The following is a 12,860-nucleotide window of genomic DNA, read 5'->3' on the forward strand; positions in this document are numbered from 1 at the left end:
GCGTTGCCGGAACGACCGGCTTCTGGGAGCGTCGACGAGGTGGCGATGACACAGGAGATCACTACGGAGAGTCTGCGTGTGCTTATCCCGGCAGACCTGATTCTCGACGGCATGGTGGAGTTCCCGCAGGTCGGTGACCATGTGGAGTATGCCTTGACCTTCGTCGAGCACGAGCCGGGGATTCCTCCCGAGATGCGCAACGACCTCACCGCCCGAGTGGAGGTGCGCGGTGACGGACGACTGTCCCGGGAATGGGTCGATCCGGCCGGACGGACGCATCCGGGAACCTATTCACTACTGCTGCACGGCCGGGGCTGGGGCTGGGGTGCAGCTCTGCACTCGAGCACGCTGTATCACGGCACCGTGCAGGTGACCGGCTCGTTGTCGGCCGACTTCCCGGCGCTGGTGCCGGAACAGGCCCGCGTGCGCGCCGCGGTGACCGGTCGCCGGCTGGTCAGTCATACGAGCTGGCCGGATGCGAACGGCCACTGCAGCGGGGGCGGGATCCATACCTTCGGGCCTGTCCGGGAGGGGCAGAACGGCTTCGCGACGGGCACGGTGCCCGAGTCGCCGATCATCGAGAGCTCGGGGAGTTGCATCAATCTGATTCCGCCACCGGAGGGGCCATGGACCCAGGAAGTCGGTGTTCTCGTCGAACTTCGGATAATCGCCGGGTGAGCTTCGAACTGTGCAACGATGCATCGGCCGCCGATTGGCTCGTCGAGCAGAGACTTCCGTGGTACCGATTGGCAGGCCGCGGCCCAGTCGGATATCCGAGCTATGCGCGGGTGAGGTTCATCCCCGACCCGAGCTTTCCTGGACAGAAGACGAGTGACGTCGATTTCGATCAGAACGCATTGTCGGAGAAGGATCAGATCGGCGTGGCAGTAGAGGTTCTGTCTCGATACACGACCACACCAGACGAGTGCTACTTCTGCCTGTGGGAAGGGTGGGGCACCACGACCATCAACTCGGCGCCCAACTTCGCGATCCCCAATCGCGTCTACTGGTTGTTCCGCGGCACGCTGGCGGACTACGCACACTGGAATAGCGACGACACAGCGCGGTGGCCGTACGGCGACTCGCCTGATCCCGCCTTCATCTGGCCGGCAGACCGTGCCTGGTGCATTACCAACGATGTCGATCCGCACTTCGCCACGATCGGCGCCAGTGCGAACGCAATCGACCGCATCGTGGCCGACCAGCGAATCGACGCAGTACTCGACGATCCTGCACGCGAGCCGCCGTACTGGGAGTAGTCAAACCCCGAGCCGGTTCGCGTCCGCTCGAGGGAACCTGACCAGGCCCAGTGCTGGAGGGTCGACCGAGTCCGTGTTCTCCGCTCGGGACGGACTCGAAAAGCATTGAGCGATCGAGGAATTTCGGAGCGGAGCGAAGTGCCCAGCAGCACGCACGGCAACGAGCAGGCCGATCGAAGCCAATCGACCATCATGGCGCCGGATTCGCAGGGGCCAGCGTGGTGTTCATGTTGCTGATCTCGGCATCCAGGGTGTGTCGCCTGTGCGGTGCCATTCGACGGGTCGGCCGTCGACTCGGACCAGGCGCGGGTCGAGCCAGAAGGTAGCGTCGGGATCCCATCCGGCCAGGACACTGGCCCCGGTGTGCGTGGTCAACGGGAGCGCCAGCCCGGGGGTGGTGAGATACCCGAGAACGGTCAGGTGCACCGCGTCGTAGTCGACGCTCACCGCTGCCCAGTCCGGCAGGTACCACTGCAGATGCTTGCCGGTGGCCTCGTACCAGTCGGAGCGCCGCGACGCCGGCACCGCGAGGGGATACGCGTCGACGAGGTGAGTCCAGGCGTCGGGGCCGGTGATCTCGTAGACCCGCGCCGAGTCGTCGACATGCACCGGCCACACCCGGGCGTGGCGACCGTCGGAGATGTCGTCTTCGGCGAGCAGCAACTCCACCGCACCCAGATTCTGTCGTGCGCGGCTGGTGACCCGGATTCTGCTCGGGACCGGCGTGGACCACCACTCGCCGCTGATCTGGCGCTCGGGTTCGGCGTCCAGAAAGCGCCGGAACCGATCCTCGTCGTCGAGGACATGCCGTCGCCAGGCGGTCAGGTCGGCGTCCTGGTCCTGGTTGCTCCAGAACGTCTCGGACCATTCCTCGGTGGAGGGGTAGCGCTTCTGCACTGCTCGTTGGCACGTCGGATCCATCGGCGTGCTCCACCACCGGGCATGGTCGCAGGCCAGCACCGCCTCGACGACCGGGTGCAGGGCCGCGACGATAGCCGGATCGCCGAACCAGAGGTCCTCCTCGTCCGGCGGTTGCCAGTACCGCGCGAAATCCGTTGCCCGGCCCAACGCTTCGAGCACGTCGAGCTCAGACAACTGCGCGACGGTTTCGGCGTCGACGGCGGCCAGGACGTCGAGGGCATCTGCCCGGGTGAGGGGTTCGCGGTAGTTGCTCGCTCGCTCGTCGGTGCTGCACGCATAGCCGAGGTGGGCGGCGAACCGCCGGCCCCGGGGTGCGGCCAGCACGTGCTCGGCGGTATCCATGCCGACGAACCTACCGCGACGACCACCAGGGCAGACCCGGCTCGAGACACAAGAAACGCTAGGGTGCGATATGCCGGAAATCGCGCGCCGGCGGCGCACCCAGCCGCCCCCGCCGCACATCGTCTACCAGGCGCTGATCGACCCCGACCGTGATCCGAGGCGTCCGTGGTTGATTCTGTACGAGGACGAACAACGCCCCGAGGTCGTCGAGGCTGTCGAGCCGGATCTGGTGGTGTGGACCTCGATCTGGCCGTGGCGTCGCGACGCACGGATCCGGTTCGAGCTCTCCGGATCCCGGCGCAGCAGCACCACCGTGTGCTGGATACTGACGGTCGACGAGCCGGTACCGGACGACGAGACGATCCTGCGGATGCGCACGCGCGTGAACGAGCTCATCAACGCACGTCTGCGCTCTACGTTCGGTCAGTAGCTGCCGCTTGCCGCTCCTACCCGAGATGGAACCGATCGGGGCGGCTGCTCACCCGTTTGGTGTCGGAGAGGGTGCAGCCTCGTGCGCTACCGTGCCTTGATGAACCAATCCGGCGTGGCCGTCGCGGACCATCATCAGTTCGTCCTGGGATCTGTGACCGCGGAAACCTACGAACCGTCGGAGACCGGCAGCGTCATCGAGGTCGGGCAGAACTTCGCCACGGTCATGACCGGCATCGCCTACGGTCCCGTGTCGTTGACACGTCGAGGTCTGCGACAACGAGCCGGCTTTCCACGCCGATCGGTGCGCGTGGGAGGTCGTCGAGGAAGCCACGGTGAAGGTGACCAGGGCATTCGCCGTGATCACCCTCAGTGGGGAGAAGCTACCCGACTTCGGCCGGCTGGCCATCGGCCGCGGGTCGTATCGGTTCCGGGTGTCCGGTCGCGGTCGGGACACGCACTGGGCTCTCGAGGTCGACGAGCCCACCGAGGAGTATCTGGTGCAGGTATGGCGGGTGAATCGGCCCCACGGGATGGTTCGTCTTCACAAGACGGACAGTGCCTGGGAGCAGGAGATCGTCGAACATCCGACCCGCACGTGGTGGGACCCCGATCCGGCCGCCGACGCAACCGTCTACCTGAGGGTCGGCTACGAGAAGATGGCCGAGGCGGCGAAACAGGAGGCCATCCGATGGGGTGGGAGACCGCCGTCCGAGAAACTGAGCCGATGCCCCCAGGCGATCGACCTCGCCGGTGTCGATCGCGCGCTTGCGGACGCGATCGCGAGGGCTCGCGAGCCGAAACTTCGGCGCATTACCGTCTGGGCTGTCCGACGAGCCTTCACCATCGCCGGCATCGCCGACAGGGATTGGATCGCGCCGGCACTGGATGCGCTCGAGGACGGCAACCGGACGTTGCCGTCCCCGTTCGGCCGCGACGAACGTGAGCAGCTGTGGCAGGCGTTCCAGGACGACCCCACCATCGACACCACAATCCCTGAGAACGGTCCGGCTCCGGCGCCGGGCATCGCGATGTACGCGGTGCGAGATGCCTCCGAATCGTTTGCATTCGATCCGCTGCGGGGCACGTTCCAGAGCCTTGCAACTGCCGCACGCACCGACGGCGGGAACTACATCGCGCTGATCCGCGCCCTACGAAGGGAATTCTTCCCGAAGCTGATGCCCGCCGACCGGTACGAGAGGTGGATCTGATCATTGCCCGCCGCTGCGCCCCGGGGGCCATGCCGTTCTCACCGCTCAGAACCGTGCCACCTTTCGCCGAAGATCACACCCAAGACAGGCCGCCGTCGTTGTCGCTGATCCGGCGGCGAATCACCGGCAGGAAGAAGCCGTTGACCCACTCGATGACATTGACGAACTTCGGTTCCTTAGTGGGAGGCGCGTCTGCCTCGTCTTCGTACTCATCGGCGGCATCGTCTGTCTCATCTTCGTACTGGTCCGGCTCATCTTCGTACTGGTCCGGCTCGAGCTCCTCTTCGTAGTCGTCACCGTCCGGTGCTTCGTTGTCGGTGTCCCATTCGTCGGCCGCTGCGATATTGACCTCGACCATGTTCAGTCCTTTGTCAGAAACTCGGAGTGGAAGAGCCGGTCTGCGCGAGAAGTCTCGGGCGTGGGCTCGTGGGGAATAGGCGCCGTGTCGGCCTGTTCTTGGGACGGCACCACCATGTCGGCGACCACAGCAGGGCGTTCGGATTCACCGACGGGCAGGGCCTTCTGCTGGGCCGGTGCGTGTTGCTTGCTCTCCTGCTTGGATTGGCGGATCGCATCGGCGAACGGTGAGTCCCCCCAGAACGCTTTGCGGACCAGGATCGGGGTGGAGCCGCCGATCGTGACCAGGGCACGGGTTTTCGGCAGTGCCCGCAGGTCCCGCTTTTCGAAGATGTTCTCCTTCTGCCAGTTGTTCGACACGCTCGCCTGGCTACTGGAGAAGAAGCCGGCGCCGCGACTTCGAGATTCGGTGTCGACGTAGTGTGTGCCGACCGCATCGACCAGACCGGACAGAAACGCATCGTCTTCGACGTTGCCGCCGTACCAGATCACACTGCACGCATCGACCATGGACTTGAACGCTTCGCGTCCCCAGACCTTCTCACCCTGGGAGGGGGACTGGAAGAAGGTGATGAGGATGATGCCGCGGCCACCGAATTGCGAGTACCACCGCGGCAGGTCCTCGATCTTGCAGATGTCGGCAGCCTCGTCGAGCACCGCCGTCAGCGGGATCGGCCTCCGCTCCGATTCCTGCTGCTCGGAGTATTCCTCGGCGCAGGTGAGGATCTGCCCGACCAGAGCACTCGAGATCGCCGAGGACGAATCGGGGCCGTCCTTGGACAGCGCATACATCGTGTCGGTGCGGGTGACGAACTCGGCGGAGATGAACTCCGGCAGCTCATGAACATGCTGGCCAGGAGTGATGATGACGTTGCCGTGGGTGTCGGTGCCGATCACCACCCGTCGGTTCGGCAGAACTGCTTCGGCATAGCGAGGTTCGTCCAACGGCGAGAGGAACCGGCGAGCCATGTCGTAGAAGCCGCCGCGCTGCTTGGCGTTGACGGCCTGCTTGCCGCGCATCGTGCGGGCGAGCTCCGGGTAGCCGTACTGCTCGAGCACGGCCGGGGGGATCTGCGACTGGGTGTTGGTCAGCCACTCCACCACATGCCGGATGTCCCCGCCGACCAAGGCGGCGGCGAGCAGGTAGGAGGCGAACAGGTCACGGGCGTTGCCGTCGAAGTAGGCATCGACACGCGCACCGGCGTCGGTGGCAGCGGAGATGAAGTAACCGCACACCGCCGCAGCAGAAGGCAGGTCGGTGACGTTACGCAGCGGGTCGAACCAGAAGCTTGCCCGCTGCTGCCGGTTACCGGTGCTCACCCCTTGCAGGTCGAACACCCACACCCGCCCCGTTTCGCGGCGGATACCGACGGTGTGCGAGTACACATCGCCGCGGTTGGACGCCACCAGCGCCGCCCCCGGGGCGTGGCAGATCGCGGGGATAGCGAACGATGCCGACTTGCCCATGCGGGCACCGGCGAAAGCGATCGCCACGAATTCCCAGGTCATGTGCAAGGTGCGGCCTCCGACCACAGTGTTGCCGAGGGGGATACCGAGATAGCCGGGATGAGTCTGTGAGATGGCCGGGGCGAGCCGGTCGGTGGAGGCGGCGAGGTACTTCGGGTCGGCCTCATCGACCTCCCTCGGGTCGACCATCGTGCGGGCGAGGCGGTCGATGCGCTTTTCGAACTGCTTGCCCTGCACGGTCTCGATGGCACCGAACCGGCGCAGCACCCACCAGCCGAACCCGACGACCGCCGCACGCAGGACCAGCTCGACACCGAGGATGATGGTTGCCCCGGCCGGCCAGCTCGTCGATCCGAACCCCAGGGCGAAGATCAGGCCGATCGGGTTCCAGGTGGGGTCTGCTCCCCCACCGGTGTTGTAGGCGATCGTCGGCAGATAGGCCGCCACCAGCAGGGCAGGGAACGCCTTGAGGAACATCTCGTCCGCACTGGAGGAGGTGCGGGGCCGGTCACGTCTGGTGTGTGCCATCGTCGTGTGCCCCTTCTACTGCTGGAATCGGTAGTCGGTCAGTCGCCACCCGTCGTCGGTGCGGACGGTGGTGGTGCGCCACAGCTGCGGGGTCAGGCGGGTGCTGCGCCCCCTGGCGTGCAGCACCGTTTGGGTGCAGATCACGTCGATGACCACGGTGCGCATCCCGGCCGGGGCCGCCGGGGTGGTATCCGAGTGAGCGCAGACCGCCGTCACGGCGTCTTTCGCCGCCGCCCACTGCTGCCAATCGGCATCGGGCCGGACTTCGGCACGGCTGCCGGATTCGGCGACGGCGAGCAGGTCTCCGCCGAGATACGGCGTGGCACACACAGGACAGCGCATCAATCGTGCTCACGTCGACGGCAGGTGGCAGGACCGGATCCGCGCAGCCGCATCCGAGCCGAGAACGCCGAAAGTCGTCGGGTACACGACGGCGGGCCCCACGAGAACGTGGGGCCCGCCGCGGGAATGGACCGGGAGTCACTGCAGCCCTCAGGACTCCGCTGCGGTCCAGCAGCCGGAACGATTCGATTATAGGGAAGGCTGCCCTAATCCGGCAAGGCCTCGGACCGGATATCCGGCAGCGACGAAGGCGTCGAGCAGGGCCTGGCCGCGTCGCGCGGCGGTGCGGCGCGAGGCACCGCCGAGCACGGGCAACTGGGCGGCGCCGGTGACGATGGTGCGCCCGACGATCCCCCAGAACCGGAAGGTCGACAGCGGGGCCAGGGCGCGGAGCGCGGCGTGCACGGCGGTCAGGGCGGTGGTGGCCCGATGTGCGGTCCACACGGCCATCGCATCCTCGCAGGGCAGCACCACGACGTGCCGTGCGCCGGCGGCCCGGTCCCCGGGCAGGACCCGCAGTGTGTCGTCGCCGATGCCGGCCCAGTCGATGCAGCCGTCGCTGTCCTGGTGCAGCCACAGGTTCTCGAGGCCGGGATCCCAGACGCGGCCTTCGAGAGCGTAGGGGGCCAGGACGCGTCCGACGATGGCGTGGATGAGGGCCCCGGCGACCTGTTCGGCGGCGATGCGCGGGTCGTCGACGTCGAGCAGGGCGCGCTCGTAGAGCATCTCGATCCGCTGCTGCCGTTCGGGGCCGCCGAGGAACCACCAGCGCCGGCGGGGTTCTTCGTCGATACAGGCCACCGCGTACACGCGGGGGGCTCCCGCGGCGAGGGCGCGCAGCCGGGTGCGCGTGTCCTCGAACGGGCGGACGGGTGCCTCCATGGGCGGCAGCAGCAGCGTCGTCATCCGACACCTCCTGATCGACGGCGAATCTTGATTAGGTAAGCCTAACCATTGCATCCAGGGGTGGTGTGCGCAACCCCGTCCCCTCTCCCGCCGAGACATAGGATTCCGTAACCTAACTCCGAAACCCTTCGCGTTCCCCGCGATCCGTGACGACCCGACCCCGCCTTTCCCGCCTTCTCCGAGGAGCACCCCGCGCCCGTGACCGCCACCCCGCACGCCGCCCCCGCGGACACCGACCCGGCGACCCCACCCGGCACGGGCCGCCGGCTCGCCGCCGCCCTGTGCGACCTCGCGCTCCTCGCCGTCCCCCTCCTCATCGGTGCCCTGCTCGTCGACACCCTCGCCGACGCCAACGGCGGCGGGCAGACCGACCGCATCGTCTTCGGCGGCGCCGCCGTCCTCGCCGCCACCGCCCTGCTGTGGTGGAATCTCGGCCACCGCGCCGGCCGCACCGGCCGCAGCCTCGGCCTGCAGTGGACCGGCCTGGTGCTGCGCGACCGGCACACCACCGGCCCGGCCGGCACCCGCCACGCCCTGCTGCGCCGCGGCACCGAGATCGTCACCGAACGCCACGCCGACCACGACGGGTTCACCCCCCTCGCCGCCGACACCGGCATCACCGCCCTGCGCCGCCGGCGCCTGCTCGGCCTCGCCGCCCTGACCGTGCTGCTGGCGCTGTGCATCCTGGCGAGCATCGCCATCGGTGCGCGCCCGATGAGTTTCGCAGAGGTCTTTCACGCGCTCGTCGTCAACGACGGCTCCGAAACCGACGTGATCGTGCATTCGCTGCGCATCCCCCGCACCCTGCTGGCCCTGCTCGTCGGCACCGCCCTCGGTGTCGCCGGCGCCCTCATCCAGGGACACACCCGCAATCCCCTCGCCGACGCCGGCCTGCTCGGCATCAACGCCGGCGCCGCCTTCCTCGTCGTGCTGTCGATCTACCTGTTCGGGCTCAGCACCCCGGCGGAATATCTGTGGTTCGCCTTCGCCGGGTCCGCGCTCGCCAGCATCGTGGTGTTCGGTTTCGCCTCCGTCGGCAACGGCCGCTCCAGTCCACTGAGCCTGGCCCTCGCCGGCGCGGCGGTCGCCTTCTTCCTGCAGGCGATGATCCAGACCATCGTGCTGCTCGACCAGACCAGCCTCGACGGTTACCGCTTCTGGGTGGTCGGGTCCGTCGCCGGCCGCGGCATGGACGTCTTCTGGCAGGTACTGCCGTTCATCGTCGGCGGCCTGCTCGTCGCCCTCGCCTCCACCCCCGCGCTGAACCTGCTCAGCCTCGGCGAGGACGTGGCCCGCTCGCTCGGCACCAATGTGCTCACCACCCGGGTGATCGGCATCGCCGCGATCACCGTGCTCACCGGCGCCGCCACCGCCGCGTGCGGCCCGATCGCCTTCGTCGGGCTGGTCGTCCCGCACATCGCCCGCGCCGTGACCGGACCGGACTACCGCTGGCTGGTGCCCTACGCCGGGCTGCTCGGCGGGGCACTGCTGCTGCTCGCCGACATCGTCGGCCGCATCGTGGTGCGCCCCGGCGAACTGCAGGTCGGTATCGTCCTCGCCCTCGTCGGCGCGCCCTTCTTCATCGCCCTCGTCCGCCGCCGGAAGCTGGTGTCCCTGTGAACGACTCCCCGACCGGCACCGCCCCGGCCCCGACGACCGCGCGGCGCCGCTCCGCGGTCGAGCTGACCACCCGGGTGCCCGGCCGGCCCGCCTTCCGGCTCGGATCACTGTCGGTGGTGTGGCGGGCCCGCATGGTGCTCGTGTGCGCCCTGCTCGTCGCCGCGACCGTGCTGCTGCTGTGCGTCGCACTCGGCCGCGGCGACTATCCGCTGAGCCCACTGCAGGTCGCCGAGGTGCTCGTCGGCGGCGGGGAACGCCTCGACCGGTTCATCGTGTTCGACCTGCGGCTGCCCCGCGGCGTCGCCGCCGTCGTCGTCGGGGCGGCCCTGGCGGTCTCCGGCGCCATCACCCAGTCGGTCTCCCGCAACTCCCTGGCCAGCCCCGACATCCTCGGCATCACCGCCGGAGCGTCGGCCGCCGCCGTCGCGCTCATCGTGGTCACCAGCAGCGGCTCGATCGTCGGCATGCTCGCCGTCCTCGGGCTGCCGCTGTCGGCGCTGCTCGGCGCGGTGCTCACCGCCACCGTCATCTATCTGCTCGCCTGGCGGCGCGGCGCCGACGGATTCCGGCTCGTGCTCATCGGCATCGGGGTCAACGCCATGCTCCTCGCGGTCACCCAGTGGATGCTCGTCTCCGCCGACATCAACGACGTCAGCCGCGCCCAGGTGTGGCTGACCGGCTCGCTCAACGGCGTGTCGTGGAGCCAGGTGGTGCCCGCCGCGATCGCCCTGCTGCTCGTCGGCAGCTGGGCCGCGACCGCCTCGTTCACCGTCGGCGCGCTCCGCCTCGGCGACGACACCGCCCGCTCCCTCGGGGTACGGCTGCAGACCCAGCAGGCCCTGCTGCTGATCGCCGCCTGCGCCCTGGCGGCGGTGGCCACCGCCGCCGCCGGCCCCATCGGCTTCGTCGCCCTCGCCGCCCCGCAGATCGCGTTGCGGCTCGTCGGCTCGGCCGGCCCGCCGATCATCGCCTCGGCGCTGACCGGTGCGCTGTTCGTCGTCGCCGCCGACCTGATCGCCCGCACCATCCTGCCCGTCGCCCTGCCGGTCGGTCTGGTCACCTCCGCCCTCGGTGGCCCCTTCCTGCTGTATCTGCTCGTGCGCTCGAACCGAAAGGTCTCCCGATGACCGACACGCACCTGTCCGCCGACCCCGCCGGCCACCCGCACGCGGCGCCACCGCGGCTGGTCGCCGAGCACATCAGCCTCGGCTACGGCGACCGGCTCATCGTCGACGACCTCGACCTGGCCATCCCCACCGGCGTGGTCACCACCGTCATCGGTCCCAACGGCTGCGGCAAGTCCACCCTGTTGCGCTCGCTGAGCCGGTTGCTCAAGCCGCGCACCGGCACCGTCCTGCTCGACGGCGCCGACATCACCACCATGCGCACCCGCGAGGTCGCCCGCGTGCTGGGCATGCTGCCGCAAGCGCCCGTCGCCCCCGAAGGTCTCACCGTCGCCGACCTCGTCTCCCGCGGCCGCCATCCCCACCAGTCCTGGTTCCGGCAGTGGTCCTCCGACGACGAGGACGAGGTGGCGCTCGCCCTCGAACGCACCGGCATCGCCGACCTCGCCGACCGGCCCGTCGACGAACTGTCCGGCGGGCAACGCCAACGCGCCTGGATCTCCATGGCCCTGGCCCAGGGCACCGACATCCTGCTGCTCGACGAACCCACCACCTATCTCGACCTCGCGCACTCGATGGAGGTCCTCGACCTCGTCGACCGGCTGCACAGCGAACTCGGCCGCACCGTGGTGATGGTGCTGCACGATCTCAACCTCGCCGTGCGCTACAGCGACCATCTGGTGGTGATGAAGCAGGGCCGCATCGTCGCGTCCGGTCCGCCGGCCGAGGTGATCTCCGTGGAGTTGTTGCGTGAGGTGTTCGGTCTCGACGCCTCCGTGATCGCCGATCCCGTCTCCGACCGGCCGCTGATCGTGCCCATCGGCACCCGCCACGTCTACGGCGCCGCCGGAGGTCCCGGCCCGGCCTGACGGACGACCCGACCCCACCGGGCCCTACGACCGGGGGTAGTACGCACGTTCGTCGGAGAAGGCCGTAGAATCCTCCCATGGCAGCACTCGGAGAACTCGAACGCGCAGTGATGGACCACCTGTGGTCCTCCCCCGAACCGCAGACCGTCCGGCAGGTCCACGAAGCCCTCGCCACCCGCCGCAACCTCGCGTACACCACCGTCATGACGGTTCTCCAACGTCTCGCGAAGAAGAATCTGGTCATCCAGCAGCGCGACGACCGCGCCCACCGCTATCTGCCCGTGCACGGCCGCGAAGAACTCGTCGCCGGCCTCATGGTCGACGCCCTCGACCAGGCCGACGAAACCGCCGGCCGCGCCGCTGCCCTCGTACACTTCGTCGGCCGCGTCGGCGCCGACGAGGCCGCCGCCCTGCGCGCCGCCCTCGCCGAACTCGAAGCCCGACAGGCCGGCACGGACACCGACCACGACGCCGAACGGGCCGGCTGACACACTCGATGCCATGAACGCGACCACGGCGCTGTTCTTCGGAACCACCGCGCTCCTCCTCGCCGGCCCGGTGCCGGGGCTCCTCGCCCGCGCCACCTGGCCGCACCGCAACCCCCGGGCTGCTCTGGTGCTGTGGCAGGCCGTGGCCCTGGCAGCGGTCCTGTCCGCGTTCAGCAGCGGCCTGGCCATCGCCGCCCGCCTGCTCGCCCCCGGCGCCGACGGCCGCCCCACCACCGACCCGCTCGCCGAGATCAACGTGCTCGGCCTGCCCCTGTGGCTGACCTACATCGTGGTCTTCGCCCTGACCGTGCTCATCGGCGCCCGCCTGATCTACTCCGTGCTGCGCGTGGCGGTCCGCACCCGCCGCCGCCGCGCCCGCCACCGCATGCTCGTCGACCTGCTCGACCAGCGCGACAGTGGCGCCGCCGTCCGCCGCCACCCGCACGTGCGCATCCTCGACACCGCCGACCCCATCGCCTACTGCCTGCCCGGGCTGCGGCACCGGGTCGTGCTCAGCGAAGGCACCCTCGACAATCTCGCCGACGACGAACTACGCGCGATCCTGCGTCACGAACACTCCCACCTGCGCGCCCGCCACGACCTGATCCTCGAGGCCTTCACCGCCGTCTACGAAGCGTTCCCCCGCTGGGTGCGTTCCGGCTCCGCACTCGACTCGGTGAAACTGCTCGTCGAGCTGCTCGCCGACGACTCCGCCGTCCGGGTCACCGGCCCCACCCCCCTCGCCCGCGCCCTCGTCGCCTGCGCCGGCGCCCGCACCCCCACCGGAGCACTCGCCGTCGGCGGCCCCACCACGGTGCTGCGCGTGCAACGACTCGCCGGTCCCGGACCGAGCCTGCGCGTCTCGCTCACCGCCTATCTCGCCGCCGCCGCGATCCTCGTCGTCCCCACCATCGCCGTCGCCGTGCCCTGGCTGACCGAGCTGTCCCTGCTGCTCGGCCTCTGACGACACCGGCACCGCATCCCGCCACCGCGCGTT

Annotated in this window: 13 protein-coding genes and 1 pseudogene; 9 read left to right on the top strand and 5 right to left on the bottom strand. The window is 69.1% G+C overall.

Going from position 1 to position 12,860, the window contains the following annotated elements; all coding sequences use genetic code 11:
* Window positions 1–78: 78 nt before the first annotated feature.
* Together MOM01_RS18445 and MOM01_RS18450 are read left to right on the top strand one after the other, a co-directional pair.
* Window positions 79–678, top strand: coding sequence for a hypothetical protein (locus MOM01_RS18445; protein ID WP_241386893.1), 600 nt, complete (start codon window positions 79–81; stop codon window positions 676–678).
* Window positions 675–1,259, top strand: a complete 585-nt coding sequence (locus tag MOM01_RS18450; protein WP_241386894.1) for a hypothetical protein — start codon at window positions 675–677, stop codon at window positions 1,257–1,259. The genes MOM01_RS18445 and MOM01_RS18450 overlap by 4 nt, the downstream gene beginning before the upstream one ends.
* Before the next feature lie 225 nt (window positions 1,260–1,484).
* Here MOM01_RS18450 and MOM01_RS18455 read toward each other — a convergent pair whose 3' ends face one another.
* Window positions 1,485–2,522 carry a hypothetical protein gene (locus MOM01_RS18455; protein WP_241386895.1) on the bottom strand — a complete coding sequence of 346 codons (1,038 nt, stop codon included), beginning with the start codon at window positions 2,520–2,522 and terminating at the stop codon, window positions 1,485–1,487.
* Between the two features lie 70 nt (window positions 2,523–2,592).
* Here MOM01_RS18455 and MOM01_RS18460 point away from each other — a divergent pair, with 70 nt between their 5' ends.
* Both MOM01_RS18460 and MOM01_RS18465 read left to right on the top strand, forming a co-directional pair.
* Window positions 2,593–2,952, top strand: coding sequence for a hypothetical protein (locus tag MOM01_RS18460; RefSeq protein ID WP_241386896.1), 360 nt, complete (start codon window positions 2,593–2,595; stop codon window positions 2,950–2,952).
* Window positions 2,953–3,286: 334 nt separating this feature from the next.
* Complete coding sequence (locus tag MOM01_RS18465; RefSeq protein WP_241386897.1) at window positions 3,287–4,162, top strand: transposase; 876 nt, start codon at window positions 3,287–3,289, stop codon at window positions 4,160–4,162.
* Between the two features lie 73 nt (window positions 4,163–4,235).
* Here the strand turns inward: MOM01_RS18465 and MOM01_RS18470 are convergent, their stop codons facing one another.
* The 4 genes and pseudogenes from MOM01_RS18470 to MOM01_RS18485 all read right to left on the bottom strand — a co-directional run bounded on the left by MOM01_RS18470 (window position 4,236) and on the right by MOM01_RS18485 (window position 7,762).
* Window positions 4,236–4,520, bottom strand: coding sequence for a hypothetical protein (locus MOM01_RS18470; protein WP_241386898.1), 285 nt, complete (start codon window positions 4,518–4,520; stop codon window positions 4,236–4,238).
* Between the two features lie 2 nt (window positions 4,521–4,522).
* Entirely contained in the window at window positions 4,523–6,514 is a 1,992-nt protein-coding gene (locus MOM01_RS18475; RefSeq protein WP_241386899.1) for a type IV secretory system conjugative DNA transfer family protein, read from the bottom strand.
* Window positions 6,515–6,529: 15 nt separating this feature from the next.
* Window positions 6,530–6,838, bottom strand: a pseudogene (locus tag MOM01_RS18480) (hypothetical protein); the annotation flags it as partial.
* Window positions 6,839–7,045: 207 nt separating this feature from the next.
* A complete protein-coding gene (locus MOM01_RS18485) occupies window positions 7,046–7,762 on the bottom strand; it encodes a hypothetical protein (RefSeq protein WP_241386901.1) in 717 nt (238 codons plus the stop codon).
* 198 nt (window positions 7,763–7,960) lie between these two features.
* Here MOM01_RS18485 and MOM01_RS18490 point away from each other — a divergent pair, with 198 nt between their 5' ends.
* The 5 genes from MOM01_RS18490 to MOM01_RS18510 all read left to right on the top strand — a co-directional run bounded on the left by MOM01_RS18490 (window position 7,961) and on the right by MOM01_RS18510 (window position 12,827).
* The gene (locus tag MOM01_RS18490) at window positions 7,961–9,382 is read left to right on the top strand and encodes a FecCD family ABC transporter permease (RefSeq protein WP_241386902.1); all 1,422 of its coding nucleotides are present in this window, start codon (window positions 7,961–7,963) and stop codon (window positions 9,380–9,382) included.
* Window positions 9,379–10,509 (top strand): FecCD family ABC transporter permease, encoded by a 1,131-nt coding sequence (locus tag MOM01_RS18495; RefSeq protein WP_241386903.1) that lies wholly within the window; start codon window positions 9,379–9,381, stop codon window positions 10,507–10,509. The genes MOM01_RS18490 and MOM01_RS18495 overlap by 4 nt, the downstream gene beginning before the upstream one ends.
* Window positions 10,506–11,375: an ABC transporter ATP-binding protein gene (locus MOM01_RS18500; RefSeq protein WP_241386904.1), complete on the top strand. Its 870-nt coding sequence runs from the start codon at window positions 10,506–10,508 to the stop codon at window positions 11,373–11,375. Before MOM01_RS18495 ends, MOM01_RS18500 begins: the two co-directional genes overlap by 4 nt.
* A gap of 77 nt (window positions 11,376–11,452) precedes the next feature.
* On the top strand, window positions 11,453–11,863 hold the full coding sequence (locus tag MOM01_RS18505) for a BlaI/MecI/CopY family transcriptional regulator (protein WP_241386905.1): 411 nt from the start codon (window positions 11,453–11,455) through the stop codon (window positions 11,861–11,863).
* 13 nt (window positions 11,864–11,876) lie between these two features.
* Window positions 11,877–12,827 carry a M56 family metallopeptidase gene (locus MOM01_RS18510; RefSeq protein ID WP_241386906.1) on the top strand — a complete coding sequence of 317 codons (951 nt, stop codon included), beginning with the start codon at window positions 11,877–11,879 and terminating at the stop codon, window positions 12,825–12,827.
* Window positions 12,828–12,860: the final 33 nt, after the last annotated feature.

This window comes from Rhodococcus sp. CH91, assembly GCF_022554085.1.
Lineage (GTDB): Bacteria > Actinomycetota > Actinomycetes > Mycobacteriales > Mycobacteriaceae > Rhodococcus.

Excerpts from the sequence above, each read along its gene's own strand:
- MOM01_RS18455 (WP_241386895.1), bottom strand. The coding sequence starts at position 2,522 with ATGGATACCGCCGAGCACGTGCTGGCCGCACCCCGGGGCCGGCGGTTC.
- MOM01_RS18460 (WP_241386896.1), top strand. The coding sequence starts at position 2,593 with ATGCCGGAAATCGCGCGCCGGCGGCGCACCCAGCCGCCCCCGCCGCAC.
- MOM01_RS18470 (WP_241386898.1), bottom strand. The coding sequence starts at position 4,520 with ATGGTCGAGGTCAATATCGCAGCGGCCGACGAATGGGACACCGACAAC.
- MOM01_RS18475 (WP_241386899.1), bottom strand. The coding sequence starts at position 6,514 with ATGGCACACACCAGACGTGACCGGCCCCGCACCTCCTCCAGTGCGGAC.
- MOM01_RS18485 (WP_241386901.1), bottom strand. The coding sequence starts at position 7,762 with ATGACGACGCTGCTGCTGCCGCCCATGGAGGCACCCGTCCGCCCGTTC.
- MOM01_RS18500 (WP_241386904.1), top strand. The coding sequence starts at position 10,506 with ATGACCGACACGCACCTGTCCGCCGACCCCGCCGGCCACCCGCACGCG.
- MOM01_RS18505 (WP_241386905.1), top strand. The coding sequence starts at position 11,453 with ATGGCAGCACTCGGAGAACTCGAACGCGCAGTGATGGACCACCTGTGG.
- MOM01_RS18510 (WP_241386906.1), top strand. The coding sequence starts at position 11,877 with ATGAACGCGACCACGGCGCTGTTCTTCGGAACCACCGCGCTCCTCCTC.